The sequence below is a fragment of the Mesorhizobium sp. B2-9-1 genome (genome assembly GCF_006439455.1).
In the GTDB taxonomy this organism is placed as follows: Bacteria; Pseudomonadota; Alphaproteobacteria; order Rhizobiales; family Rhizobiaceae; genus Mesorhizobium.
In genome coordinates, this window is record NZ_VFTP01000021.1 from 29,296 (window position 1) to 53,373 (window position 24,078).

27 protein-coding genes and 1 pseudogene are annotated in these 24,078 nt (G+C 63.7%); 8 read left to right on the top strand and 20 right to left on the bottom strand.

What is annotated here, in order from left to right:
* Nucleotides 1-3 precede the first annotated feature (3 nt).
* From FJW05_RS24545 to FJW05_RS24565, 5 genes are all read right to left on the bottom strand, one after another.
* Nucleotides 4-894: a fatty acid desaturase family protein gene (locus tag FJW05_RS24545; protein ID WP_140636494.1), complete on the bottom strand. Its 891-nt coding sequence runs from the start codon at nt 892-894 to the stop codon at nt 4-6.
* A 203-nt stretch (nt 895-1,097) separates the two neighbouring features.
* A complete protein-coding gene (locus FJW05_RS24550; RefSeq protein ID WP_140545297.1) occupies nt 1,098-2,561 on the bottom strand; it encodes a RimK family protein in 1,464 nt (487 codons plus the stop codon).
* Nucleotides 2,562-2,565: 4 nt separating this feature from the next.
* Entirely contained in the window at nt 2,566-3,663 is a 1,098-nt protein-coding gene (locus tag FJW05_RS24555) for a GNAT family N-acetyltransferase/peptidase C39 family protein (RefSeq protein WP_140545295.1), read from the bottom strand.
* A 208-nt stretch (nt 3,664-3,871) separates the two neighbouring features.
* Nucleotides 3,872-4,666: an anti-sigma factor gene (locus tag FJW05_RS24560; RefSeq protein ID WP_140636426.1), complete on the bottom strand. Its 795-nt coding sequence runs from the start codon at nt 4,664-4,666 to the stop codon at nt 3,872-3,874.
* Nucleotides 4,663-5,181: an RNA polymerase sigma factor gene (locus FJW05_RS24565; RefSeq protein WP_140545291.1), complete on the bottom strand. Its 519-nt coding sequence runs from the start codon at nt 5,179-5,181 to the stop codon at nt 4,663-4,665. The genes FJW05_RS24560 and FJW05_RS24565 overlap by 4 nt, the downstream gene beginning before the upstream one ends.
* Before the next feature lie 215 nt (nt 5,182-5,396).
* Here FJW05_RS24565 and FJW05_RS24570 point away from each other — a divergent pair, with 215 nt between their 5' ends.
* Together FJW05_RS24570 and FJW05_RS24575 are read left to right on the top strand one after the other, a co-directional pair.
* A complete protein-coding gene (locus tag FJW05_RS24570) occupies nt 5,397-5,648 on the top strand; it encodes a type II toxin-antitoxin system prevent-host-death family antitoxin (protein ID WP_140636428.1) in 252 nt (83 codons plus the stop codon).
* Nucleotides 5,641-6,036 carry a hypothetical protein gene (locus tag FJW05_RS24575; RefSeq protein ID WP_140636430.1) on the top strand — a complete coding sequence of 132 codons (396 nt, stop codon included), beginning with the start codon at nt 5,641-5,643 and terminating at the stop codon, nt 6,034-6,036. The genes FJW05_RS24570 and FJW05_RS24575 overlap by 8 nt, the downstream gene beginning before the upstream one ends.
* Nucleotides 6,037-6,073: 37 nt before the next feature.
* On the opposite strand, the pseudogene FJW05_RS24580 reads toward FJW05_RS24575, so the two are convergent.
* The 3 genes and pseudogenes from FJW05_RS24580 to FJW05_RS24590 all read right to left on the bottom strand — a co-directional run bounded on the left by FJW05_RS24580 (nt 6,074) and on the right by FJW05_RS24590 (nt 9,556).
* Nucleotides 6,074-6,487 (bottom strand): annotated as a pseudogene (locus FJW05_RS24580) (type II toxin-antitoxin system VapC family toxin).
* Nucleotides 6,487-6,729, bottom strand: a complete 243-nt coding sequence (locus tag FJW05_RS24585) for a type II toxin-antitoxin system VapB family antitoxin (RefSeq protein ID WP_140636432.1) — start codon at nt 6,727-6,729, stop codon at nt 6,487-6,489. Before FJW05_RS24585 ends, FJW05_RS24580 begins: the two are co-directional and overlap by 1 nt.
* 58 nt (nt 6,730-6,787) lie before the next feature.
* Nucleotides 6,788-9,556, bottom strand: a complete 2,769-nt coding sequence (locus FJW05_RS24590) for a DUF2339 domain-containing protein (RefSeq protein WP_140636433.1) — start codon at nt 9,554-9,556, stop codon at nt 6,788-6,790.
* 349 nt (nt 9,557-9,905) lie between these two features.
* On the opposite strand from FJW05_RS24590, the gene FJW05_RS24595 reads away from it, so the two are divergent.
* Nucleotides 9,906-10,370: an NUDIX domain-containing protein gene (locus FJW05_RS24595; RefSeq protein ID WP_140545280.1), complete on the top strand. Its 465-nt coding sequence runs from the start codon at nt 9,906-9,908 to the stop codon at nt 10,368-10,370.
* Between the two features lie 12 nt (nt 10,371-10,382).
* On the opposite strand, the gene recO is transcribed toward FJW05_RS24595, so the two are convergent.
* The gene (gene recO, locus FJW05_RS24600; RefSeq protein WP_140545278.1) at nt 10,383-11,141 is read right to left on the bottom strand and encodes a DNA repair protein RecO; all 759 of its coding nucleotides are present in this window, start codon (nt 11,139-11,141) and stop codon (nt 10,383-10,385) included.
* Nucleotides 11,142-11,308: 167 nt separating this feature from the next.
* Here recO and FJW05_RS24605 point away from each other — a divergent pair, with 167 nt between their 5' ends.
* Nucleotides 11,309-11,452 carry a DUF1778 domain-containing protein gene (locus tag FJW05_RS24605; protein ID WP_246673630.1) on the top strand — a complete coding sequence of 48 codons (144 nt, stop codon included), beginning with the start codon at nt 11,309-11,311 and terminating at the stop codon, nt 11,450-11,452.
* A 444-nt stretch (nt 11,453-11,896) separates the two neighbouring features.
* Here FJW05_RS24605 and FJW05_RS24610 read toward each other — a convergent pair whose 3' ends face one another.
* From FJW05_RS24610 to FJW05_RS24635, 6 genes are all read right to left on the bottom strand, one after another.
* Entirely contained in the window at nt 11,897-12,790 is an 894-nt protein-coding gene (locus tag FJW05_RS24610; RefSeq protein ID WP_181165063.1) for an aminoglycoside phosphotransferase family protein, read from the bottom strand.
* Between the two features lie 28 nt (nt 12,791-12,818).
* On the bottom strand, nt 12,819-13,751 hold the full coding sequence (gene era, locus FJW05_RS24615) for a GTPase Era (protein WP_181165064.1): 933 nt from the start codon (nt 13,749-13,751) through the stop codon (nt 12,819-12,821).
* Nucleotides 13,736-14,452: a ribonuclease III gene (gene rnc / locus FJW05_RS24620; RefSeq protein WP_095766935.1), complete on the bottom strand. Its 717-nt coding sequence runs from the start codon at nt 14,450-14,452 to the stop codon at nt 13,736-13,738. The genes era and rnc overlap by 16 nt, the downstream gene beginning before the upstream one ends.
* Before the next feature lie 4 nt (nt 14,453-14,456).
* Complete coding sequence (gene lepB, locus FJW05_RS24625) at nt 14,457-15,206, bottom strand: signal peptidase I (protein ID WP_140636439.1); 750 nt, start codon at nt 15,204-15,206, stop codon at nt 14,457-14,459.
* Nucleotides 15,207-15,285: 79 nt separating this feature from the next.
* Nucleotides 15,286-15,699 (bottom strand): holo-ACP synthase, encoded by a 414-nt coding sequence (gene acpS / locus FJW05_RS24630; RefSeq protein ID WP_041009542.1) that lies wholly within the window; start codon nt 15,697-15,699, stop codon nt 15,286-15,288.
* Nucleotides 15,696-16,283 carry a DUF2062 domain-containing protein gene (locus FJW05_RS24635; RefSeq protein ID WP_140636441.1) on the bottom strand — a complete coding sequence of 196 codons (588 nt, stop codon included), beginning with the start codon at nt 16,281-16,283 and terminating at the stop codon, nt 15,696-15,698. The genes acpS and FJW05_RS24635 overlap by 4 nt, the downstream gene beginning before the upstream one ends.
* A 211-nt stretch (nt 16,284-16,494) precedes the next feature.
* Between FJW05_RS24635 and FJW05_RS24640 the strand changes: the two genes are divergently transcribed.
* Entirely contained in the window at nt 16,495-17,025 is a 531-nt protein-coding gene (locus FJW05_RS24640; RefSeq protein WP_140636443.1) for a GNAT family N-acetyltransferase, read from the top strand.
* Here FJW05_RS24640 and FJW05_RS24645 read toward each other — a convergent pair.
* The 4 genes from FJW05_RS24645 to rpoZ form a co-directional block, all read right to left on the bottom strand.
* Complete coding sequence (locus tag FJW05_RS24645) at nt 17,003-17,386, bottom strand: VOC family protein (RefSeq protein WP_140636445.1); 384 nt, start codon at nt 17,384-17,386, stop codon at nt 17,003-17,005. The two genes, FJW05_RS24640 and FJW05_RS24645, sit on opposite strands and share 23 nt — an antisense overlap.
* A 75-nt stretch (nt 17,387-17,461) precedes the next feature.
* Nucleotides 17,462-18,040 (bottom strand): orotate phosphoribosyltransferase, encoded by a 579-nt coding sequence (gene pyrE / locus FJW05_RS24650; protein ID WP_140636447.1) that lies wholly within the window; start codon nt 18,038-18,040, stop codon nt 17,462-17,464.
* Between the two features lie 120 nt (nt 18,041-18,160).
* The gene (locus FJW05_RS24655; protein WP_095766930.1) at nt 18,161-20,392 is read right to left on the bottom strand and encodes a bifunctional (p)ppGpp synthetase/guanosine-3',5'-bis(diphosphate) 3'-pyrophosphohydrolase; all 2,232 of its coding nucleotides are present in this window, start codon (nt 20,390-20,392) and stop codon (nt 18,161-18,163) included.
* A gap of 124 nt (nt 20,393-20,516) precedes the next feature.
* On the bottom strand, nt 20,517-20,918 hold the full coding sequence (rpoZ, locus tag FJW05_RS24660) for a DNA-directed RNA polymerase subunit omega (RefSeq protein WP_095766929.1): 402 nt from the start codon (nt 20,916-20,918) through the stop codon (nt 20,517-20,519).
* 305 nt (nt 20,919-21,223) lie between these two features.
* Here rpoZ and FJW05_RS24665 point away from each other — a divergent pair, with 305 nt between their 5' ends.
* Nucleotides 21,224-21,805 carry an NYN domain-containing protein gene (locus FJW05_RS24665; RefSeq protein WP_095766928.1) on the top strand — a complete coding sequence of 194 codons (582 nt, stop codon included), beginning with the start codon at nt 21,224-21,226 and terminating at the stop codon, nt 21,803-21,805.
* A gap of 12 nt (nt 21,806-21,817) precedes the next feature.
* A complete protein-coding gene (locus tag FJW05_RS24670; RefSeq protein WP_140636449.1) occupies nt 21,818-22,474 on the top strand; it encodes a uracil-DNA glycosylase in 657 nt (218 codons plus the stop codon).
* Between the two features lie 31 nt (nt 22,475-22,505).
* Here the strand turns inward: FJW05_RS24670 and FJW05_RS24675 are convergent, their stop codons facing one another.
* Nucleotides 22,506-22,979 (bottom strand): Lrp/AsnC ligand binding domain-containing protein, encoded by a 474-nt coding sequence (locus tag FJW05_RS24675; RefSeq protein WP_140636451.1) that lies wholly within the window; start codon nt 22,977-22,979, stop codon nt 22,506-22,508.
* Nucleotides 22,980-23,123: 144 nt separating this feature from the next.
* On the opposite strand from FJW05_RS24675, the gene FJW05_RS24680 reads away from it, so the two are divergent.
* Entirely contained in the window at nt 23,124-24,053 is a 930-nt protein-coding gene (locus FJW05_RS24680) for a DMT family transporter (RefSeq protein ID WP_140636453.1), read from the top strand.
* The last annotated feature ends 25 nt before the right edge of the window (nt 24,054-24,078 follow it).

Consider the following 24,078-nt stretch of genomic DNA (forward strand, 5'->3'; position numbering starts at 1 on the left):
CCGTCAGCGTAGCGCCCCGACATATTTCTCGTGGAAGCTCACATAACCTGGCTCGACCACCTTGAGGTGCCACTCGATCAGGCGGTGAAATTCCGGCAGCTGGTGGAACGGCACGCCGGGATAGGCGTGGTGCTCGGCATGGTAAGGCATGTTCCAGGCGAGCTTGCGCACGAACCAGTTGGTCAGCGTCGTGCGGGTGTTTTCCAGCATGTTGGCGACGAAGGGGCAGCGGCCGTGCTCGGCCAGCAGATAGAGCCTGAGGAACGGCTGGCCGAGCAGCGCCGGCACGATCCAGACAGTGAGCAGCACCGAGGCCCTGAACCAGACCGCAAGCGCCAGCAGCACGACATAGAAGACGATCATCGCCCGCGCCTCGGCCTTCACTTTCGGCAAGCCCTTTGACGGCACGTAAGTGTCGCGGCAGCGCCCCATCGCATTGGTGTAGAGCGTCTTGAAATGCCCCCACCACACCGGCAGGCCGGAGACGTGGACGATGTATTGCCGCATCGTCTCGGGCTTCGGGAATGCGAGCTCCGGATCGTTTTCGGGATCCTGGGTGAAACGGTGATGGGCGAAATGGAAATAGCGGAACCAGTCGGCCGGCAGCGCGAGCGCCAGGCTGCAGAAGCGCGCGACGGCATCGTTTAACCACTGCGTTTCGAACGCCGTCCTGTGCACCGTTTCATGCAGCGGCGTGAACAGGAACACGATCAGAATGCCCTGCGGCAGCATCAGGACCGGCCAGAACGGCACCTTGGCCGCGATCAGCGCGCCGAGGAGGACGATCGCGCCGAGATGGAGCGCGAGGTGGACAAGGGCCGGCCCATCCGATTTGCCGGTCAGCCGGCTGCGCTCCTCATTCGTCAGCGAGGCTATCACGGAACGATGATCGATGGCTGCGTCGGGGTCGATTGCGCTCATGGGATCACGATACCCAGGGGGAATTGAGGAATTGAAGAACTGGAGAACTGGAGAACTGGAGAACTGGGGAAGCGAGGACGGATGACTCGGCTAGACACTCAATTCTTCAAATTCTTCAATTCTTCAATTCCTCAGTTCCTCAGTTCCTCAGTTCCCCAACTCCCCTCCTCCGGCCGCTACTTGTCCGGCCTTTCCAGTCGCTCCAGGAACCACTGCGTCAGCCGCACCCAGAGTTCGTCCTTTTCGCCGGAATCCTCCCAGCCATGGTCGAGGTTGGGATTGTCGTTGACCTCGATGACGAAGACGCCGTCCTTGGTCTCCTTGAGGTCGACGCCGTAGAGCCCGTCGCCGATGCATTTTGCCGCCCGCACCGCGGTTTCGACGACATGCGGCGGCGTCTGCTTCAGCGTGAACGTCTTGATGCCGCCCTGGTCGGGCTTGCCGCTGGCCTTGTGGTTGACGATCTGCCAGTGCTTCTTCGCCATCAGATAGTGCACGGCAAACAGCGGCTGGCCGCCGAGCACGCCGACGCGCCAGTCATATTCGGTCGGGATGAATTTCTGCGCGATCAAGAGATCGGAATCGTCCAGCCACTCGGTCGCGAGCTTGGTCAGCTCCGCCATGTTCTCGCATTTCTTGACACCGCGCGAGAAAGACGAATCCGGGATCTTCAGCACCAGCGGAAAGCCCAGCGTCTGCGCCGCCACTTCGAAGTCGGACGTGCCGGCGATCATCACCGTCGGCGGCACCGGCACCTTGTTGTAGGTCATCAGCTCGTTGAGATAGACCTTGTTGGTGCAGCGGATCATCGACAGCGGATCGTCGATCACCGGCATGCCTTCCTGCTGGGCGCGGCGCGCGAAGCGGTAGGTGTGGTTGGAGATCGACGTCGTCTCGCGGATAAACAGCGCGTCGTAATTGGCGAGCTTGGCGAGGTCCTTCCTGGTGATCGGCTCGACCTCGACGCCCATCTTCTCGGCAATCCTCGCCCAATAGCGCAGCGAGGAAATCTCCGACGGCGGCAGTTCCTCATGCGGGTCGACCAGCGTCGCGAATGTGTAGCGCGCCGGCGTGCGGCCTTTGGTGTCGCGCCATTCGCGGTTGGTGTAGGTGTCCAGGCATTGCAGGAAGAACTCTTCCTCATCCTCGGACATGCGGGCAAGCGGCAAGAAGCCGATCTTGCGGATCGAGGCCCATTCGGCGCTGTCCTTGATATGGACCTCGAGCGCCGGCGCGCGGAACCAGTCGAACAACAGCTTGGCGAAACGATCCCATACTTTCGACGGACCGATGCCGAAGAAGATCGCGACCTTGGCCGGAAAAATCCCGCCAAGATCCTTGCGGCATTTGTTCAGGGCAAGCTCGAGCTCCGGCAGCGCGTGCTCGTAGAGCTTGCGCTCCGAAAGGTCGATCATGGTCTCGACGGTCGGGATCACCCTGTGGCCGCGCGAGCCCGCGAGAAGCGAGGCGTAGTAGCCGCGGCTCTGGTAGCCGTAATTGTTCGACAGATTGATTACCTTCGGCCGCTGGCCGCGGAACAGCGCCGGATGCGCGAGATAGTCGCGGTTGGTGATGATCTTGTGGGGTGTGGCCACCTGATCGAGATCGTTCTGCCTGCCTGTCAGGATAACCCAGGTCATTGTCTCAGCGTTTTCCCAGAGTGATGGCGGCGCGCAAACCGTCGCGGCCGAACTGCGCCATATTCATGAAGATGTCGTAGGGCACCGGAATGTTCGCGGCATCGAGGATCGTTTCCTGCCTTTCATCCTCGACCCAGGGATCGTGGATCAGGATATGGTCGCCATCGTCGCCGATGGCCAGCACCCAATGCGGCACCTTCTTGCCGAACATCAGGAAGCCACTGATCAGGACCACAACCAGCTTGCCCTCGGCAAGGGCGTCACGGATGTCGCCGATGCCGAACGGACGGTAGTTGACAGGGACGCCGTAGAGTTCGGCGCGACGGCGGAAATCGACCTGGGCAAGCTCCATCACCCGGCGCTTGTCCACGCTCCTCACCGACTGGAGGAACAACGCGCCGTAAAAGGAGACGAATATCTCGGCCGCAAGTCCGCTCTCATAGCCGGCGACCGCCAGGCCGAAGGGCTCGCAGCCGCCAGGGCCGGACATCATGAAGACCGTGGTCGCCTCGCGCCACAGGCGGATTTCCATGACCGGATCGGGCACGAAACCAGGATCGAAATTGGCCATCGCCATCATCAGGCAGCAAGGGCCGCAGGTGAACTCGCAGGTCTGCTGGTAGAACGGCACCCTGGTCGCGGTCGGGGTGTCGCCGCGCAGCGTCTTTTCGTAGCGCAGCGCCGTGGCGCCATCCTCGTAATAGTCGGGCTCGCGGCCCAGTTTTCGATAGCCGGCCTGCTCGTAGATACGAATGGCGCGATCATTGTCCTCGCGCACTTCGAGGCGCAGCAACAGCCGGTCGTGCTCGAAGGCCGCTTCCTCGGCGGCCGCCAGCAGAAGGCGGCCGATACCGAGCCGACCGAAGAACGGACCGACGGCGATGGAATAGAGACGCGCCACGCCGCTGCCCTTGCGAAACAGGACCACCGCATAGCCGGCGACACGGCCCTCGTTCTCGGCCACCAGCATCTCGGCGGTTTCACGTTCGATGAACTGGCGGAAGGAGCGGCGCGAGAGCCTGTCGCCCGGAAACACCGCCTTCTCGATGGCGGCGAGGTCATCGACGTCTGACGCACGGGCCTTGCGGATCTCGGCAGGCATGCGGGCTTGGGAGAACCTCGATTGGATTAAAGAAAACGGCCCCGGTGGATGCGTCGCGAACACCGGCCGAACCGCCAGTATTCATCAAGCGCTATCGCTCCTTGATTAGGGCTGAATTGTGACAGTTTCCGCCCCGGCTGGAAAGGGCAAAGCGTTTGAACAGGATTGCCGTTCAAAGGACTGCCGGCCGCCGAAAAAGGCAGCCGGTTCAGCTCGATATGCCTGCCACGAGCTGGCCATAAGCGGTTTTTGCGACATCCGACAGCCGCTCCGGCGGCAACGAGCCGACGACGGCGCAAGCATAGCCTTTATCCAGCCAGTAGACCGCCTCCGGTCCGCCTCCCTCGGCAGTATAGGTGCCCTTGGACGTCGCCGACGATTCGGCGGTGACGAAGAGCGAGATGCGCTCGCCCTTGGCGTCCTCGTAGAGCAGCATCGCCGCCTTGCCTTGGCCGCCGGCCGGCAGCAGCCGGCCACCGACCAGTTGGAAGCCCTCGGCCGCCAGGTCCGGCGCAACCAGCTTCAGCCCGACTCGGTTCGACAGCCAGGCCTGGAGATGGTCCTTGTCGCTTGCCGGGACCTCGACGGCATGGCGCTTCTCGGCGGCGTACAGGACATGGGCGGCGATCGCCTGCTCGGCGAGCCTGTCGTCGCCGTCGTCACCGCGGCTGACGCTGTCGATGCCGGCGACATAGCCGCCGAGGCCGCCAACGGCGAGCACAACGGCGGCCGCGGCCGAGAGCCACCAGCGCGAACGCCAGGTCGATGCCTTTGCAGGCACCTCGCCGAGCAATGCCTGCCGCAGCCTCGCCGGGACCGGCTCGTCGATCACGCCAGCCAGGGCGGCGCGCATGGCGGCGCGGTCGGCGATGTAGCGCGCGGACCTCGCCTTCATCTCGGGATTGGCTTCGAGCCAGGCGTCATAAGCCATGCGCTCCTCGCCCGGCAGCTCGCCGTCGAGGGCCATATGGATATCGCGTTCGGAGAAATCGCGGCGGGTCATTTCTCAACAATCCTTATCGAGCGGCGGCGCGAGCCGTCGTCGAGCAGTCCACGCAGTTCGTCCCGGCCGCGCGCAATGCGCGACATCAGCGTGCCGGCCGGCACGCCAAGGATGTTGGCGGCCTCGGCATAGGAAAAACCCTCGATGGCGACCATCACCAAGGCCGCGCGGCGATCGGGGCTGATCGCCTGCAAGGCATCCATTATCTCGCGCGAGGCGATGGTCTCGACCTGATCGGCGGGTGCGGCTTGGGCTTCACCGGCTTCGAGAGGCAATATCGCCGCCTCGCCGCGCCGGTTGACCTTGCGCATCTGGTCGATGAACAAGTGATGCATGATCGTAAACAGCCACCTCCGGGGGCTTTCTCCCGTCTGCCAGTTGTCGAGCCGCACAAGCGCCCGCTCCAGGCAATCCTGGACGAGGTCGTCGGCGGAATCGCGGTCGCGCAGCAGCGAGCGCGCGTAGCGCCGCAACCGCGGTATCTCGCTTAGGATCGCTGCCTTCTTGTCGTCCATGACCGCTTGTTTCGAGGTCGCTTTCCATCCGGATAGAACGCGCCTTCGCGGCGCGGTGCAAGCAGTCAGCGCGAAGCGGCCCAACCGCTGCGGTTACCCAAGCACATGAATAACGCCGGCAGAGGCCAATTTATTCCCGCTGCAAGCGACCCGGGAATTGATTGTCTTAGTTACGTAAAATACCTATAATAGATGAATTACGTATGAGGCCTGCGATGAAGCAATTTACCTTCTCAGACATGAACCGCGCTTCGGGGGAGATACTCGAAACGGCAATGATCGAGCCCGTAGCGCTCACGAAACGCGGCAAGGAGAAACTTGTCATCCTTTCAGCCAGTCAATACCGCAAGCTCGTCAGCATGCCCCATGCGGCCGCTTACACGCTCGAGGGTGCACCGAACGACGTCCATAATGAACTGATGTCCGGGCTCGAAGCGATCATAGCCGGTGAAGAGCCTAATGCTTAAGCCGGGCGACCTGCTCCGATATTACTATCTTTGGGCGCGGCAGGCGAAGGCCGGCGAGGAATCCGGCCGAAAAGCGCGCCCTGTCTGCATCGTGGTCAGAACCCCGGCTACACCTGCCGCGCTGTTCCTGTTTCCGCTCACCTCGCAAAAGCCGGATCCGTCCCGACTATACATCGCAATCAGTGAAATTGAGTGCCGCAGAGGCGGGCTCGACTTTCCCTCATGGCTCGTCATGGACGAATACAACCGCGTACGGGTCGATGAGGCGTATGATCTCGTCTCCACCAAGCCAATCGGCGCTTTCAGTCCGGCATTTGTCCGCAAGATTGCCAGCATCATCAAGCAAGCAGCAGAACAACACCGCCTGCAAGGCACTGTCCGCAGGTAACAGCGACGCGCCGGCTATCCGATTGTCGAAGCTAAGATCATGCCAAATCCGTCAGCAGGAAATCGCCACCCTTATAGAGCAGCGAAACGCCGAGAGTTTTCGCACAGGCATAGGCAAAACAGTCGCCCAAATTCAGATCGGCTTAATGACCGACGGCCTTGCCATAGCGAGCGCTTGCGTCGATAGCGCGCGAGCCGATTTCGTCGCCGATCGGCACATTTTCTCCGCCAATTTCCAAAATCAGCTGGTCGACCAGATCGCGAGCCTTCAGGAGAGCTTCAGCGGTCGGCTTGCGGGAACCCGCGCCGGCTCTCGCCAGAGCCTGTGTCGCCTCAAGGCGGACCATCGCGGAGACGTGGAAGTCGACAGTTCCGGAGAGCTGTTTGAACAATTCTTCCCAGCCCGGTTCCTGGTTGAGGATGGCGACGATCACCGAAGCGTCGACAAACATCAATCTTCCCACATCTCATCGGTGAATTTCTTCATGTCGAAATCGGGATTGGGCAGACCGATCTTCTTCGCCTCCGCCTGAAGCCTGACGATCCGATCGCGCAGCGGCACCTTTGCGCGACGGCGTTCCAGTTCGTGCAAAAGCGCGGTCCGCACGGCTTCGGTCTTGCTGGTCGCATTGGTCTCGCGCTGCAATTTTGCAGCCAGCGCATCGACCTCGTCGTCGCGAATGTAGAGCGGCATGAATATCTCCTATTGGATATTCATACATTCCATTTTGAATATCCAAACAAGTCGACGCCTACGCTTCCCTCGCCGCCCTGGTCAACAGCCGCTGGTAGAACAGCCCTATGCCGATCAGCACAGCACCCAGACCGATGAAGGACAGCGCGCGCAGCACGCCTTCGAGCTCCGACATGTCGAAGAGGAAGACTTTCAGCACCGCGACCGCGATCAGCGCCGCGGATGCGATGCGCAGCACCTGCGATTTCAGCCGGACGCCGGCGGCGAGCAGCGCCACGCCGATGACCAGCCAGAGCGCGGAGTAGGTATAGGTCTCGAGCTGGCCGAGCCCGCTCCACAAGGCGATGAACTCGCCCTTGAACAGGCGGCGCACCGAGAGCGTGGCATAGGCGAAGGCAAGCAGCGCGGCAATCAGCGCCAGCATTGCCGCATACCATCGCGGACGCTTGTCGCGGACACAGAGCGCCAGCGCCCCGGCGGCGACCGCCGGCAAGAGATAAGCGAGAAACAAAAGGTTGAAGACGGGAACCGTGCCGGTCGACTCGTCCGTCAGCAGCGGGTTCAGCACCACGAAATGCTGAACCGCGATCAGGCCGGCAGAGACGACGCCAGCGGCCATCGAGCCATAACGCAGGACCGAGCTCGGCGAACGCATGTCGATGGCGACCAATATGGCGCCGGCGCCGAGCGCGATCAGCGTATAGATCGCCTGTTCGGCAAGAGTGACGGTACCGGTGTCGATGACGCCGCCATGCATGGCGTGGCGCACCAGCATGGCAATGGTGAGCAGCGCGAACAGCGCCGACGCCGCCTCCAAGGCAAGGCGCGGGCGGCCATTGGTGGTGCGGGCGAGTTGCCAGGCGGCGAAGCCGAAGGCGAGCGCCGGCACGCCATAGCCCGGCAGCAGCCAGTTCAAGACCGGCGTCCTGGCGAGAGACGCCGCGCCGACGATGGTCGGATCGAAGGCGACGCGGCCGAGCACGGCGACCGCCGCGCCGACCGCGATCCAGCCCAGCACGGGGTAGGAGCGCCAGCGCGTTGCCAGCGCCGGGACGACAGCGGCGGCGCCGAGCAGCAGGGTCGTCCAGCCGGAGCCGAAGGCCATGTGCAGCATCAGCAGGCCGGCCACGCCGGCGCCACCGAGCGCGAATGACACGGCCGGGCCGCCGGCCAGCGGCGGCTCCTCGGCGCGTGCGATCCATTCGCTGCCGGCGGCGAAGGCGAGCGCCAGCAACAGGGCCGGCAGCGCATAGCCGAGGTCGCGGTCGATATCGCCGAAGGTCAGCCACAGCGCCAGAAGCACCACCAGCGGCGCAATGACGCCCCAGGCGGCCCAGCAGGCTGCGCGCAAGGGAGCGGCAGCGGCGAAGCGGCGTGCCGCCCAGAAACCGGCGGCGAGGAAGATCATGCCGAGCGCGACGCCGATGCGGAAGGTCAGGGCGTCGGACGACGCCAAAGGCTGAGCGTCGAGCCCGACATCGAGCGCATCCGCCCCGATCGTGGCGGGCGGGATGATGCCCAGATAGATCAGCAGGGTCGCGATGCCGGCGGCAAAGACGAGCGGAAGCGCGCGCGGCCGGTAGAGCGCCACCGCGACCAGCGCGGCCAACAGGATCGCCCCGTGCAAGGCATCGCCGGCGCTGGCAAAGGCCGGATCGACGGACGGGGCCAGCGCGCTCAGGGCGATGAAGAAGCCGGGCACGATCGAAGGCCAGTCGAAGCCGCGCGCCGTATCGTCGCGGCCAGTAACCAAGAAAAGGCCGAGCCAGACGAAAGCCAGCACGGCGAGCGTCGCCAGGCTGATGAACAGGACGGCGGCGAGGTTCACCTCCGGCGCGTCGACCATATAGAGAATGGTCCAGACGCCGGCGCCGGCAAAGGCCGCGGCCACCAGCGCCTTCCAGTCGCGGATGCGGGCGATTGCCGCCGTGGCGGCAAGCACGATCGCCAAATAGACGAACAAGGCCCAGGGATTGGGTGCTTCCGAGGCGACCAGCGCCGGCGTGACCATGGCGCCGACGAGGCCGATGCCGGCCAGCGCCAGGCCATGCAGGAGCGAAGCGCCAATGGTCGCGACGCCGACGACGCCAAGCAGCGCGAAGGCGCTCGCCGGACCGATGAAGCCATAGATGCCGTGCGCCGCGTAGACCGTGCCGAACAGGATGAAGGCGCCCGCCCCGGTCAGAATCGCGGGGATGTAGGCGCCGGCGGCGCCCTGCACCGGCACCCTGAAGCCGGTGCGGCGGATGAATTCGGCGCCGGCAATCAGCACCAGGCCGAGGATACCGGCCATGGCGAGTCGCACGCCTGGGCCGAAAATGCCGGCCTCGATGGTGTAGCGGATCAGGAACAGGCCGCCCAGCGCCAGCGCTATGCCGCCGACCCAGACTGCCCAGCGCGTGCCCAGCGCTGTTTCAACATCGGTTTGGCGCGCTGCTCTGGGGGCCGCGGGAGATCCGGCTGCGGGCGTTTCGACCACGGAAGCAGCGTGCGCCGGTTCGGCCATCCCGGCGGATTGCGCGGGGACCGTCCTGCCCTTCGTCCAGGGTCCGGCCACGGACTCGCTTTCGGGCCTCGCGACGACCTCCTCGGCCACGGTCGCGCCATCCGCCAACGGCGCGGCAGGCGCCGCGGCTGCCTTGGTTTGCTCGGCAAGACCGTCCTGCGCGGCTTCCGCCGCGTTGGGCGCCGACAGCGAAGTTCCAGGCTGCACAAGGCCGCGCAGGATACCGAGCTCGCGCTCGACAAGCGCGATGCGGTTCTGCTGTCGTGACACGATGACGAAAAGAGCTATGACGGCGGCAATGGCGATCAGGCTGAAAAACATGGCGGTTTCCCTCAAAACCAGACCGATCGTGGCCAAAGAATGCGGCAATGAGACGGCTGGTGCAAATCAGCGTCTTGCCGGCTAAACGCGTGTCGCGCCGAGACGGAGTCAGGCGACGCGCCTTTAGTCATTGTTTTGGTGCATGTCGTTCGCCCAAAACCGCTGCGCACTTTTGGGCGACATGCACTGGCAAGATCGAGCATGTTTCGTCGTCGATTGCCAGCAACTTGCCGGTTTATCCAATGTCGGGCCGCCGAGGCGCCGGCATTGCCGGCGAGATTACGTGACATCTGCCGCGGAATACTCATGCTATTCTCGCGCGGGCGAAGAAAATGCCGCGAGGTGACGGATGCCGCAAAAAAGCGCTGGCCTGCTGATCCACAGGCGCACCGCCGGTGTGTTCGAATTCCTGCTCGTCCACCCGGGCGGGCCGTTCTGGGCAAGAAAGGATGAAGGCGCGTGGACCATCCCGAAAGGACTGATCGGCGACAACGAGGATGAGCTCGAGGCCGCCAAGCGGGAAGCCGAAGAAGAGCTCGGCGTCGCAGTCGACGGCGATTTCCGGCCGCTCGGCAGCTACAAGCAGCCGGGCGGGAAGATCGTGATCGCATGGAGCGTCGAGGCGGATATCGATGCGGATGCCGTCAGGAGCAATATGTTCACGATGGAGTGGCCGCCAAAATCGGGGACCATGAAAGCGTTTCCTGAAGTCGACAAGGCCGGCTGGTTTTCGCTGCCCGAAGCCGGCGTCAAAATTCTCAAGGGCCAGCGCCCCATGCTCGACGATTTCCTGGAGCGACGCGGCGCCGAATAGGCGGCTGCCTTGCTATCCTGCCTCGCCCGCAATCGCCCTCACCGCCGCATGATGCCGGCGCAGGGCGGCGAGGAAGCCGGCGCGGGCGTCGGGTGGCTCGAGGCCACGAGGCTCGTAGACGTGACGGGTGAAGAAGAAGCCGCTCAGCCGGAACGCGTCCTCCAGGGCCGCCGCATCGGCGCGCAGGCCGGAGCCGCGCTGCAGGAAGGCCGGCAGCGCCAGCATCTTGTCGTGCCAGGGCGCGCCGGCCTCGCGCGACACGGCGCGCCCGGATTTCGGAGAGACATAGGCGAGATCCTGCCTGGTGCCGGTCGCCGCGCATTGGCTGAGATCGAGGCCGAAGCCCAGTTCATCGAGGATGAGCAGCTCGAAACGCGCTACCAGCTCTCCCGCCGCGTCGGCATCATCGAGATGCGAGATCATCACGGCAAGCGCCTCATAGAGCCCGCCATGAGCGTCGCGCTCGGGCAGGAGCCTCAGATGCGCGGCCATGGTCTGCAGGCCATAGACGGCGACGGCGCTGTCCATCAGCCGCGCGGCGTTCATCTCGATCGCTTCGGCCTGGAAGATGCCGAGATGCTCGTCGAGCCGCGCCCGCCACAGAAGGTCGACGCGGTTGCCGGGCTGCAGCACCGGCTGCTGCTTGCGCGAGCGCCCGCCCCGTACAAGACCGAGATGGCGGCCATGGGCACGCGTCATCACCTCGAGGATGGCGCTGGTTTCGCCATGCTTGCGAGTGCCGAGAACGATTCCCTCGTCGCGCCATTCCATACGGTGAGCTTTTCACCCGTTGGGTGGCGAAATCAAGTTGGATGCTGAACGTGGCTTCTCAGAAGAACCCTGCACAGATAGCTAATTCCGGCTAGTATGGAATGTATCCGATCAAAGGAACGATCATGCCCGGGCCATCGAGCCACGATCCCCATCGATACAGCGCCATGCCGGACGGCGTTATCACAGTGGTCGAAACAATCAGGGTGTCCGAGAGCGATTTCAAGCGAATCCTCGAACTGCTTGATCATAGCCCACGGCCCAACGCGAAATTGCGGGCCGCCATCGCGGCGCTACCCAGTCCAATTTGACGCGGTGACGATTGGGGCTAGTTCCCCAACACAGGGATTTTGAAAAGTTGCCGTTTGTCTTGGTGCAAGATTTTCCGTTCATTTCCGTGAAATCAGCGCAAACGCCGGGGATTGGTTGAAGCCGCCCCAACCTCGTCATTCTATGGCGGAGCAAGGAGCGAAGCGACGCGCGCAGACCATAGAATCCATTCCGTGACTTGGAAGCGCCGCCTCGGTGCAGAATTCTGCTCCGTTGCACGCCTCGGCGAAGGTAACGGCATGGATTCCAGGGTCTTCGCGACGGAGCTTCGCTCCTGCTCCGCCCTGGAATGACGATCGCGATGGGCGTTTCGGCCAATCTCCAAGGCATGCCACCTGCCAACGCAAACAGAGCAGACCGGTCAAAATCCCTGTGTAGTGCCTCTAGCGAGCCATGCCCCACATTTTTGCCAACGGCCTATAGCCTCACGCAAACTTTGCGTGATCGGCAAGCACTTCGTCGATCACGTTGCGCTGCCTTTCCGCCTCCGCCTGGTTGGCGTCGTGGCCGGCGACGGTGATCAGCGCCTTCCACAGCGTCCAGCCGCGGCCGCGCGCCCAGATGGCGTCGTCGACGTCGATGCGGGTGCGAAACGCCTCGCGGCTTTCGCCTTCGAAGAAGGTCCAGGCGATCGCCAGATCGCAGGACGGGTCGCCGACGCCGGAGGTGCCGAAATCGATGACGGCGCTCAAGCTGCCGTCCTCGACCAGAAGATTGCCCGAGGCGACATCGCCGTGGAACCAGACCGGCGAGCCGTGTGAGGTGGCGGCGAGTGCCGCGTCCCACACGGCGGTTGCGGCTTGCACGTCGATCCGGCCTTCGAGCGCGGCGATGGCTTGCCTCGCCTCCTTGTCATAGACACTCAGCGGCCCGCCGCGGTGGAAATTGTGCTGGCCGGGCGCAGGCCCATCCGTCGCATCGATGCCCCTCAACGCGACAAGGAAATCGGCGAGCGCCACGGCAAACGCGCCGAGATCGTTGATGCGGGCGGTCTTGGCCGTCTCCCCCTCGATCCAGCGATAGACGGACCAATGCCAGGGATACCCCGCCGCCGGCTCGCCCATGGCGAGAGGCATCGGAATGGGCAGCGGCAGATGTGGGGCGAGTTTCGGCAGCCAGCGATGCTCCTTCTCGACCTGCAGCGAATAGGCGGCCGCGCTCGGCAGCCTGACCGTCATGTCCTCGCCGAGATGGAACGTCCGGTTGTCCCAGCCGCCGAACTCGACCGGGCTGACCGGCAGATGCCGCCATTCAGGGAACTGCGCATCGACCAACCGGCGGACGAGTTCGGTATCGATGGTTATCTTTGGATTATGCAATGTCGCTGACCCGTTTATCGGGCATTTATCAATGGGGAAACTCCAGCCCCATCTCGCGGTAGCGCTCGGGGTCGTCGCCCCAGTTCTCGCGCACCTTCACGAACAGGAAGAGGTGCACCTTCTGCTCCAGAATGCCAGCGATCTCCATCCGCGCGGCTTGCCCGATGGCGCGGATCGTCTCGCCCTTGTGGCCGAGCACGATCTTCTTCTGGCTGTCGCGCTCGACATAGATGACCTGCTCGATGCGCACCGAGCCGTCCTTCTTCTCTTCCCATTTCTCGGTCTCGATATGCGAGGAATAGGGAAGCTCCTGATGCAGTCTCAGATAAAGTTTTTCGCGCGTGATCTCGGCCGCGAGCTGGCGCATCGGCAGGTCGGAGATCTGGTCCTCCGGATAGTACCAGGGACCGGCCGGAAGCGTCTCGGCGAGATAATCGAGCAGGTCCTTGCAGCCGGAGCCGGTCAGCGCGGAGACCATGAAAGTGCGCTTGAAGGGCACGCGTTCATTCGCGGTCGCGGCCAAGGCGAGAAGCGTCTCCGGCTTGACGCGGTCGACCTTGTTGAGAACCAGAAGCATCGGCTGCCGGACGTCCTTCAGCCGGTCGAGGATGGCATCGGCATCGCCCTTGATGCCGCGCTCGGCGTCGATCAGCAGCACGACGATATCGGCATCCTTGGCGCCGCCCCAGGCGGTGGTCACCATCGCCGTGTCCAGCCGCCGCTTCGGCTTGAAGATGCCCGGCGTGTCGACGAAGACGATCTGCGCGTTGTCATGCGTGGCAATGCCGCGCACGATGGCGCGGGTGGTCTGCACCTTGTGGGTGACGATCGACACCTTGGCGCCGACAAGCTGGTTGACCAGCGTCGACTTGCCGGCATTGGGCGCACCGATCAGCGCTACGAAACCGGAGCGCGTCGCGGGAGCTTGAGTGGTTTCCGTTTCTGTCATGCCGCGCTCCATACGCCTTCGCGCAGCAAAAGAGTAGCCGCCGCGGCCTGCTCGGCCTCGCGCTTGGAGCGGCCGCTGCCGACGGCGGGCGCGAAAGAGCCGACTTTTACGCTAACCGTGAACACCGGGTCGTGGTCCGGTCCGTCGCGGCCGTCGATATGGTAGGCCGGCACGGCGCCGGCGGCCGCCTGATGCGCCCATTCCTGCAATTCGGTCTTGGCGTCGCGGCGGGCGGCGCCCATCGCCTGCGAGCGCGGCTGCCAGTAGCGGTGGATGAACGCGCGCGCCGCGTCCATCCCGCCGTCGAGATAGAGCACGGCGATCAGCGATTCCAGCGCATCGGCGCGCAGATTGGTGCGCTTGCGGCCCTCGAGATTGCGCACATCGGAGCCGGCGCGCACCAGTTCCGGCAGGCCGATTTGTTCGGAGATTTCCGACAGCGCCTCGGCATTGACCAGCGCGTTGAGGCGCAGCGAAAGCTCGCCTTCGGCGGCATCGGGAAAGGAGGCGAGCAGCATGTCGGCCACGACGAGGCCGAGAACACGGTCACCCAGGAATTCGAAACGCTCGTAGTCGACGCCGGCATGGGTCGAACGGGCGCTGGCATGGGTCAGCGCCCGCTGCAGGCGCTGGCGGTCGGCGAAGACATGGCCGGTGCGCTCGACAAGCGCTTCGGCAAGGGCATCGGCGGTCAAACGCTTGCTGGCCGCCATCGCTCTAGTGGACGAAATGGAACAGGCGCCCGGCGCGCATCAACGACGGCCACTTCCAGATCTCGAGCGGGCTCGCCTTGCCGGCGATCGAGAAGAAGATGAGGTTGGCGCGGCCGACAAGGTTCTCGGCCGGCACATAGCCGACGGCGAAGCGGCTGTCGGAGGAATTGTCGCGATTGTCGCCCATCATGAAATAGTGCCCGGGCGGCACGACGAATTCGCGCGTGTTGTCGCCGATCGAATCGGAATTGATGTCCAGCGTGTCGTAGCTGACGCCGTTCGGCAGCGTTTCGCGGTAGACATCGATCGGCCGGTTTTCCTCGGTGACATCGGGATTGTCGATCTGGCCGGTCTTCACGCGCGGCACGCCGACGTCATTGATGAAAAGCTGGCCGTCCCTCACCTGGATCTTGTCGCCGGGCAGGCCGACGACGCGCTTGATGTAGTCGACCGACGGATCCGGCGGGAACTTGAACACCACCACGTCGCCGCGCTTGGGCTCGGAACCCCAGATGCGGCCCGAGAAGAGATCGGGACCGAAGGGCAACGAGTAACGCGAATAGCCATAGGCCCATTTGGTGACGAAGAGATAATCGCCTTCGAGCAGCGTCGGCCGCATCGAGCCGGACGGAATGGAAAACGGCTGGAAGAGCAGCGTGCGGATGACGAGCGCGAGCAGCAGAGCCTGGATGATGACGGAAAAGGTCTCACCAAGCCCGCCGGATTTCTTCTGCGATTTTTCAGCCACGCTCATGTCGTCCTCGATTGTGCGATGTTGGTATAGAGTCTCGGCGGGCGCTGGGCAACGTCATGCCGCTCGTGGTCAGATGGAATCAATGTGGCGCTTGTTCGGCGGGCACCGCCTCGATGATCACAAAGGCTTGAGCAAGCGGGAAATCGTCGGTGATGGTGAGATGGATGAGGGCGCGGTGGCCTTTCGGCAGGATTTTTTCCAGCCTGGCCGCGGCGCCGCCGGTCAGCGCCATGGTCGGCGCGCCGCTCGGCAGGTTGACCACGCCCATGTCGCGCCAGAACACGCCCTCGGCCATGCCGGTACCCAACGCCTTGGCGCAGGCCTCCTTGGCGGCGAAGCGCTTGGCATAGGAAGCCGCGCGAGCGGCACGCTTTTCCGACTTGGCCTGCTCGACCTCGGTATAGATGCGCTGGACGAAGCGCTGGCCGTGCCGCTCCAGCGATTTCTCGATACGTCTGATGTCGATCAGGTCGCTGCCGATGCCGATGATCATTCCGCCGGCACTTCCCGTCCGCCCTGCCGCGCTTTCTTCTCGGCACGCTCGGCCATTCGCTTCCGGCGCTGCTCGCGAAACACCGTCATGCCCCAGCGCGTGATGGCGTAGAACACGAGCCCGAAGATCAGGCCGAGCGGCACCGCGCCGATCAGCATCGGCTCCAGAATGGGGTGCCAGAGCTTGGCGAAGGAAAGCTTATGCATCATTTCGCCCAGATGCTCGGGCGGGCCGTGCTTCGGCAGATGCTCATGCAGCAGCAGCTTGCCGGTCTCCCAGGACGCGCCCCACAAAAGCGGGAAGGTCAGCGGATTGCCGAAGAACACCGCGCCGAGTGCTGCCGCGACCAGATTGCCGGCGATAATCCAGCACAGCACGGCGGCGACGATGAAGTGGAAGCCAAGCGGGAAGAAGGAGGCGAAAACGCCCGCGGCGACGCCGGCGGCGACGGAATGCGGCGTCGCCTTCAGCCGCAGTATGCGCTTGGAGAAATACTGCACGGAACGCGAGAACGAGCGGCGCGGCCAAAGATAAGTACGCACCTGTTCCAGGAGGCCATCAGGCTCTCGGCGTCGAAAAAGCACTCTGTTCCAGTTCCCGGTCCAATACGCGCTGCCCCTGCCCACCGGGTCGCGCCAACATATCTTGCGCTTCGATGGCGCAGAAAGGCAACAAGCTTTGATATAGCGACGACCGGGCCGCGCAACAACGAACGCCGCCGCGATGGTCTGCCGCAGGCTGTAACAACAGCGTCATTCTGGCGAAACTGAGGAAAACAACCGGGATGCGTAGCCGATGATCACCATTCGACCGGCGCAGGCCGAGGACGCCGAGGCGCTGCCGCGGATCGAGCAGTCCGCCGGACTGGCGTTCCGCGCCATTGCGGAACTGGCGTGGCTCGCCGACGGCGACAATATCAGCGTCGAGCGGCACCGCGCGCTGATCGCCGCCGGCGCATGCTGGGTTGCCGCAGACGAGAAGGACCGGCCGGTCGGCTTCCTGAGCGCCGGAATCGAGGGATATGCGCTGCATATCTGGGAGTTGGATGTGCGCCTCGACCGGCAGGGCCAAGGCATCGGCCGCGCCCTGCTCGACCGGGCGGTCGCGGATGCCGGGCGGCGCGGACTGGCCGCGGTGACGCTGACCACGTTTCGCGCCGTCACCTGGAACGCGCCCTTCTATCGCAAGGCCGGATTTCGCATCCTGGAAGACGCCGAGATCGACGAACGGCTGGCAAGCCTGCTCGACGACGAGGCCAAGCACGGCATGCCTTCGGACCAGCGCTACGCCATGCGGCTCGATCTCAGCCGAGCCGATACTCGCTGACCTCGACCAGATTGCCGTCCGGATCGCGGAAATAGACCGACATCATCTTGCCGCGCGCGCCGGTGCGTTCGACCGGACCGACTTCGATCGCCACGCCATTGGCCTCGAGGCTGGCCTGGACCTCGGCAAGCGGGACTGCCGCCACGAGGCAGAAATCGCCGGAACCCGGCGTCGGCGCCTTCGCCTTCGGCTCGAACGTGTGGCCGACTTCGTGCAGGTTGATCTTCTGCGAGCCGAACAGAAGCGCGGTCGGCCGGTTCGCTTCGTCGAGCCGCCGCATGCCAAGCACCCGCCGGTAGAAGTCGCAGGTCGCTTCCAGCGAGCGGACCGTCAGCACGAAATGGTCGATCCCGGCGATCATTGTCGCTTCGGCGGACGTCTCCGGCAAAGACGTTCAAACGACGCGCTCAAGTATCTGTTTTCATACATCGCGATGTCAGATGTTGCGGCTTCCCGGCTTAACGGCTGGAATCGCGGCAAGTTCCGGCGGCAGGCGGTCGGCGGGATAGGCCGGCACTTCATATTCGGCAAGCGCGATCAGCGGCACGCCGACATCGGTCTTGCCGGCCGAACGGTCGATGATGCACGCGGCCGCCGCGACGTCGGCGCCAAGCTCGCGCAGGCAGTCGATGGTCTCGCGGATCGACAGTCCGGTGGTGACGATGTCCTCGACGATGACGACTCGCGCGCCTTCGGCGATCTCGAAGCGGCGCAACCTGAATTCGCCCCCTTCCCGCTCGACCCAGATCGCCGGGACGCCGAGATGGCGCGAGGTCTCATAGGCCGGGATCAGGCCGCCGATGGCCGGGCCGACGACATAATCGATCCCGCCCGGCACCGCCTTGCGGATCTTCTCGGCGAGCGCCTTGCAGAGGCGCTCGGTCTTGTCGGCATGCATGAAGACCCGCGCCTTCTGCAGGAAGACCGGGCTGCGCAGGCCGGACGTCAAGATGAAATGACCTTCGAGGACGGCGCCGGCCTCGCGGAAAATGCCCAGCACTTCGTCGGTGTTCATTGTTCGGTCCCCCTTGGCGAGTGGTGAATGGTGAATGGTGAATGGTAGTGAGAGCACCTTCTATTCACTATTCACTATTCACTATTCACTATTCACTATTCACTATTCACCATTCACTATTCACCCATTCACACGCCGCGCATCGCTGACGCTCGAATTGTCCTTGAGCTGCGACAGCAGCCGGTTGAGATGCTTCAGGTCCCAGACCTCGAGATCGATCAGCATCTCGGTGAAATCGGGTGCGGTGCGTATCATCGACAGCGTGTGGATGTTGGCGTCGTTGGATGCGACGACCTGGGCGATGTCGGCCAACGAACCCGGCGCATTGATTGCGGTGACCGAGATGCGCGCCGGAAAACGTTCCTTGGTGCGCTCGTCGATGTCCCAGCGCACGTCGATCCAACGCTCGGGCTGGTCGTCGAAGGCCTGCAAAGCCGGCGACTGGATCGGATAGATGGTGATGCCGGTGCCGGGCTGTATGATGCCGACGATGCGATCGCCGGGTACAGCGCCCTCCGGCGCGAAACGCACCGGCAGGTCGCCGCGCACGCCGCGGATCGGCACCGCGCCGTCGCGCTGCTGGTCCTTGTCCTTCTTGGCGGCGCGGGTGCCCGGCATCTGGAACAGCATGCCGGCGGCGTTGCGGATCTTCGACCAGCCCTCCTCGCGCTGCTTGGGCGCCGCGACGGTGACACGCTCATCCTTATAATCGGGGAAGACCGCTTTCATGACGTCGGTGGAGCTCAGCTCGCCGCGGCCGACCGAGGCCAGCACGTCCTCGATATCCTTGCGCGCCAGTCGGTGCAGCACCGGCTTCAGGCTCTCCTTGGTAAAAGTCTTGCCGGCGCGCTCGAAGGCGCGCTCCAGGATGCGGGCGCCGAGGCCGGAATATTGCTTGCGGATCGCGTTCTTGGTGGCGCGGCGGATGGCGGCACGCGCCTTGCCGGTGACCACGACCGATTCCCAGGCGGCGGGCGGCACCTGCGCCTTGGAGCGGATGATCTCGACCTCGTCGCCGTTCTTGAGCTCGGTCATCAACGGCATGATGCGGCCGTTGACCTTGGCGCCGACGCAGGTGTCGCCGACATCGGTGTGGACGGCATAGGCGAAATCGATCGGGGTGGCACCGCGCGGCAGCGCGATCAGCATGCCCTTGGGCGTGAAGCAGAACACCTGGTCCTGGAACAGCTCCAGCTTGGTGTTCTCGAGGAAATCCTCCGGATTGTCGCCTTCGGCCAGTTGCTCGATGGTGCGCCGCAGCCAGGCATAGGCGTTGGTCTCCCTGGAGATCGCATGGCCCGCGCCGTTCATCTTGCCGCCGGTATCCTTGTAGATCGAATGCGCGGCGACGCCATATTCGGCGATCTTGTTCATCTCCCTGGTGCGGATCTGCAATTCGACGCGCTGGCGCGACGGGCCGACGATGGTGGTGTGGATCGAACGATAGTCGTTCTGCTTGGGCGTCGAGATGTAATCCTTGAAGCGGCCGGGCACCATCGACCAGGTGGTGTGGATGGCGCCAAGCGCGCGGTAGCAGTCGTCGACCGAATCGACCACGACGCGGAAACCGAAGATGTCGGAGAGCTGCTCGAAGGAGAGCGCCTTGGCCTCCATCTTGCGGAACACCGACCACGGCTTCTTCTGCCGGCTCTTCACGCTCGCCTTGATGTCGTGTTTTTCGAACAGGCCAGACAGCGCCGTCTCGATCTCCTGCAGGACGCCCCTGTTGCGCTCGAAAATCTCGGCAAGCCTTGCGGTAACTGCGCGGTAAGCCTCCGGATTGATGTAGCGGAAGGCTATTTCCTCCAGCTCCTCGCGCATGCCCTGCATGCCCATGCGCCCGGCCAGCGGCGCATAGATCTCCATCGTCTCCTCGGCGATGCGCAGGCGCTTGGCTTCCGGCATATGGTCGAGGGTGCGCATGTTGTGCAGGCGGTCGGCGAGCTTGACGAGCAGAACGCGGACGTCCTCGGAGATCGCGAGCAGGAGCTTGCGCAGGTTCTCCGCCTGCTCGGCCTTCTTCGAGACGAGATCGAGCTTCTTCAGCTTGGTGAGCCCCTCGACCAACTTGCCCATCTCGGGGCCGAAGAGCTCGTCGATCTCGGCGCGGGTCGCGGTCGTATCCTCGATCGTGTCATGCAGCAGGGCAACGGCAATGGTCGCCTCGTCCATATGCATGTCGGTGAGGATGGCCGCGACTTCGAGCGGATGCGAGAAATAGGGATCGCCCGAGGCGCGCTTCTGGTGGCCATGCTTCTGCATGGCATAGACGTAGGCCTTGTTGAGCAGCGCCTCGTTGACGTCAGGCTTGTAGCGCTGGACGCGCTCGACAAGCTCATACTGACGCATCATGGGCGGGATCTCGCGGTGCTGAAATGATTGATGCGCCGCACCGACGTGCGACGCATCTCATAGATAGCCACGAAACCTAGGATACGGAAGTCCTGGATGGTTGATCCAACCCGGACAAAAGCACTTAGTAGTCGTCGCTCTTTTCCGGCGGCACCAGACCTTCGATGCCGGCGAGCAGGTCTTCCTCGCTCATGCGGTCGAAAGTGACGTTCTCCTCGGCGTCGTCGGCGTCGGCGGCAACGGCGGTCGCACCGGTCTGGTCGGCGATCGCCTCGCCCTCGGCTTCCGGCTCGTCGACCTCGACATGCTTCTGCAGCGAGTGGATCAGGTCTTCCTTGAGGTCGTCGGGAGACAACGTCTCGTCGGCGATCTCGCGCAGCGCGATGACCGGGTTCTTGTCATTGTCGCGCGGAACGGTGATCTGCGCGCCCTGGCTGATCTGGCGGGCGCGATGGCCGGCGAGCAGCACGAGTTCAAAACGGTTGTCGACCTTGTCGATGCAATCTTCAACGGTTACGCGGGCCATGGACTGCCCCTTTCATGCGATGGATTTGATGGAAAGCTGGCGCGCTCCATAACGCGGGCGCGGCCGAAATACAAGCTTTATGGCGCCAGCGTCAGCTTGGCGGGCCGTTGCCCGGCTCATCATCGCGCCACGCCGTGAAGCTACCCACATAGTGGCGATCACAATTGCTTGCAACACAGGGCCGTGCCCTTGGATATCCACAAATTGCGCGTTATCTCGGAGGTGACGGTACAAAGGTTCATTTGCCGGACCTATTCGTCAAACGCTTTTAGACGACAAAAAGTTTTCGAAAGGAATGTTTTTCAATGTTCGATCCCCGTGAAAAGATCGCTCTTTTCATCGACGGCGCCAATCTCTATGCCACGTCCCGCGCGCTGGGCTTCGACATCGACTACCGCAAGCTCCTGTCGAGCTTCCAGAAGCGCGGCTACCTGCTGCGCGCCTATTATTACACCGCGCTGGTCGAGGATCAGGAATATTCGTCGATCCGGCCGCTGATCGACTGGCTCGACTATAACGGCTTCAAGGTGGTGACGAAGCCCGCCAAGGAATTCACCGACTCGACCGGCCGCCGCAAGATCAAGGGCAACATGGACATCGAGTTGACCGTCGATGCGCTGGAGCTCGCCGATGTCGTCGACCACTATGTCATCTTCTCCGGCGACGGCGACTTTCGCACGCTGGTCGAAGCGCTGCAGCGGCGCGGCCGCAAGGTGTCGATCATCTCGACCATGGCCTCGCAGCCGCCGATGATCTCCGACGATCTGCGCCGCCAGGCCGATCATTTCATCGACCTGATGACGCTGAAGAGCGAGGTCGGCCGCGATCCGTCCGAGCGGCCGGCGCGCCGGCCGGAACCCGCCGAAGTCGACGAGGAAGATTATTGACGGGCGGCGGCCTTGACCGCCGCGCCCTCCCCCGAACCCAGCCGTGACTGCCCGCTCTGCCCGCGGCTGCATGATTTCATCGCCGCCTGGCGCGAGCGCGAGCCGAGCTGGTTCAACGCGCCAGTGCCGACCTTCCTGCCGCCGGAGGGTGAAGATTCAGTCCGCCTCTTGATCGTCGGGCTGGCGCCCGGCCTGCGCGGTGCCAACCGCACGGGGCGCCCCTTCACCGGCGACTATGCCGGCGAACTGCTCTACGGCACGCTGATCGCCCACGGTTTTGCACGCGGCGAATTCAAGGCCAGGCCCGATGACGGCTTGCAACTCGTCGGCACGGCCATCACCAATGCGGTGCGCTGCGTGCCGCCGGAGAACAAGCCGGTGGGCGCCGAGATCGCCACTTGCAGGACTTTTCTCAAGCCGACCGTCGCGCGCTTTCCCAACCTGCGCGCTATCCTGACGCTGGGTTCGATCGCGCATCAATCGACGGTGCGGGCGCTGGGTGAGCGCGTCGCGGCCTTTCCGTTCCGCCATGGCGGGAGGCAGCAAGCCGGCGGCATCGCGCTGTTTTCCAGCTACCACTGCTCACGCTATAACACCAATACGGGCGTGCTGACGCAGGAGATGTTCGTCAGCGTGTTCAAGGAAATTGCGGCGTTCTTGAAGAGCTAGATTCAGGCGCTTCAGCGGTCCAACTCCCGACTCATACCGGCAGCAGCGCATGCGGCTTCACATCGCCGATCGAGGCATAGGTGTGCGTCTCCTTCACGCCAGGCAGCGCGAGGATGACCCGCGTCAGAAAATCCTGATAGGCGGCCATTTCCGAAATTCGCGCCTTCACCAGATAGTCGAAGCCACCGACGACCATGTGGCACTCTAGAACCTCGGGCGCCTTGGTCACCGCCTCGGCGAAGCGTTCGAAAATATGCGGCGCCGTGTGGTCGAGGCGTACCTCGATGAAGACGAGCGTGCCGCGTCCGATCTTGGCGGGGTCGAGCACGGCCCTGACCGCGGTGATGTAGCCTTCGCGGAACAGCCGCTTCACCCGCTGGCTGGTGCCGGTCGGCGACAGGCCGACACGCGCCGCCAGATCAAGCGTGGTGCGACGCCCGTCCTCCTGCAGGAGCCGAAGAAGATTACGGTCGACCGCGTCGAGATCGCTTGCTTCAGGATTCACGCCAAATCTGCCCCTAATCTGCGAGTTTCACTCGAATTTCGAGAAAAGAGCGTATTTTGCCACGGGCTTTTCGGCAATAGCCTGCGCTTCCATCGCTTTCTGCGGAGATGCTCTTCGCTGGCGATGTCACGACGGCGGCGGAACATGGCGGACGCGCGAGACTCAGGAAACTCCAGGCTGGCGATCATCGCGGGCCTGACCATGATCGGCATCTACGCAATCCAATTCGTCGCCGCCCGCTTCAGCCTCAGGGAGCACCTGACGGCGACGGATCTGGCCGCCTTGCGTTTTGGCGGCGCGGGGGCGGTCTTTCTGCCGATCGTCTGGCGCGGCGGCCTCGCAGGCATGAGGGCGCTTGGCTGGCGACGGGCCTTGGCCTTGGCGGCGCTGGCCGGATTGCCTTATCCGCTGATCATCAATTGGGGCCTGGCCTATGCCCCTGCCGTCCATGCGGCAGCGCTTTGTCCAGCGTCGATCGTCTTCTTTTCGTTCCTGCTGTCACGCATCGTTTTCAATGACGGCGCTTCGCGGCAACGGACCATCGGGGTCCTCGCGATTGTCGCCGGCCTGTCGCTGTTCATCGCGCCGGCGCGCGACGGCACCGGCGGCGTTCTCTTCGGCGATATGCTTTTCATCGGATCGGGCCTGATGTTTTCGGCCTATGCCGTTCTTGTCAGGCGCTGGCGTGCCGATCCGGTCACGGCGACGGCCGCGGTGGTACTTCTGTCGTGCTTGCCGTTGCCGGTTCTCTATTTCGTCGCACCAAGCCATATCCATGCCGCGGCCGCCACGGAGATCATCAGTCAGATCGTGATCCAGGGGATTCTGGCCGGCGCAGCAGCCATGTTCCTCTATACCTACATCGTCCGGCAACTGGGGCCGCAGACGGCATCGCTGTTCCTGCCCGGCATACCCATCGCCACCGTGGCTGTCGGCATGGCGGTACTCGGCGAAACGCCGATGACGATCCAGTTCGCAGCCATTGCCATCATGGCCGCCGGGATGGGCTTGTCAGCGATCGGAGGGCGGATTGCCTGTAGACGTCTTAATGCACCGGCGCCGGGAGGATCGTGAGCCTTCAGCGATACGGCAAGCGATT

Coding starts and splice junctions, on each gene's coding strand:
- acpS (WP_041009542.1), bottom strand. CDS start 15,699: ATGATCATCGGCATCGGCAGCGACCTGATCGACATCAGACGTATCGAG.
- lepB (WP_140636439.1), bottom strand. CDS start 15,206: ATGAGCGTGGCTGAAAAATCGCAGAAGAAATCCGGCGGGCTTGGTGAG.
- era (WP_181165064.1), bottom strand. CDS start 13,751: ATGGAGCGCGGCATGACAGAAACGGAAACCACTCAAGCTCCCGCGACG.
- FJW05_RS24560 (WP_140636426.1), bottom strand. CDS start 4,666: ATGACCCGCCGCGATTTCTCCGAACGCGATATCCATATGGCCCTCGAC.
- pyrE (WP_140636447.1), bottom strand. CDS start 18,040: ATGAACACCGACGAAGTGCTGGGCATTTTCCGCGAGGCCGGCGCCGTC.
- FJW05_RS24575 (WP_140636430.1), top strand. CDS start 5,641: ATGCTTAAGCCGGGCGACCTGCTCCGATATTACTATCTTTGGGCGCGG.
- FJW05_RS24595 (WP_140545280.1), top strand. CDS start 9,906: ATGCCGCAAAAAAGCGCTGGCCTGCTGATCCACAGGCGCACCGCCGGT.
- FJW05_RS24655 (WP_095766930.1), bottom strand. CDS start 20,392: ATGATGCGTCAGTATGAGCTTGTCGAGCGCGTCCAGCGCTACAAGCCT.
- FJW05_RS24640 (WP_140636443.1), top strand. CDS start 16,495: ATGATCACCATTCGACCGGCGCAGGCCGAGGACGCCGAGGCGCTGCCG.
- FJW05_RS24555 (WP_140545295.1), bottom strand. CDS start 3,663: ATGCCTGCCGAGATCCGCAAGGCCCGTGCGTCAGACGTCGATGACCTC.
- FJW05_RS24680 (WP_140636453.1), top strand. CDS start 23,124: ATGGCGGACGCGCGAGACTCAGGAAACTCCAGGCTGGCGATCATCGCG.
- FJW05_RS24645 (WP_140636445.1), bottom strand. CDS start 17,386: ATGATCGCCGGGATCGACCATTTCGTGCTGACGGTCCGCTCGCTGGAA.
- recO (WP_140545278.1), bottom strand. CDS start 11,141: ATGGAATGGCGCGACGAGGGAATCGTTCTCGGCACTCGCAAGCATGGC.
- FJW05_RS24590 (WP_140636433.1), bottom strand. CDS start 9,556: ATGTTTTTCAGCCTGATCGCCATTGCCGCCGTCATAGCTCTTTTCGTC.
- FJW05_RS24570 (WP_140636428.1), top strand. CDS start 5,397: ATGAAGCAATTTACCTTCTCAGACATGAACCGCGCTTCGGGGGAGATA.
- FJW05_RS24605 (WP_246673630.1), top strand. CDS start 11,309: ATGCCGGACGGCGTTATCACAGTGGTCGAAACAATCAGGGTGTCCGAG.
- rnc (WP_095766935.1), bottom strand. CDS start 14,452: ATGGCGGCCAGCAAGCGTTTGACCGCCGATGCCCTTGCCGAAGCGCTT.
- FJW05_RS24550 (WP_140545297.1), bottom strand. CDS start 2,561: ATGACCTGGGTTATCCTGACAGGCAGGCAGAACGATCTCGATCAGGTG.
- FJW05_RS24585 (WP_140636432.1), bottom strand. CDS start 6,729: ATGCCGCTCTACATTCGCGACGACGAGGTCGATGCGCTGGCTGCAAAA.
- rpoZ (WP_095766929.1), bottom strand. CDS start 20,918: ATGGCCCGCGTAACCGTTGAAGATTGCATCGACAAGGTCGACAACCGT.
- FJW05_RS24665 (WP_095766928.1), top strand. CDS start 21,224: ATGTTCGATCCCCGTGAAAAGATCGCTCTTTTCATCGACGGCGCCAAT.
- FJW05_RS24565 (WP_140545291.1), bottom strand. CDS start 5,181: ATGGACGACAAGAAGGCAGCGATCCTAAGCGAGATACCGCGGTTGCGG.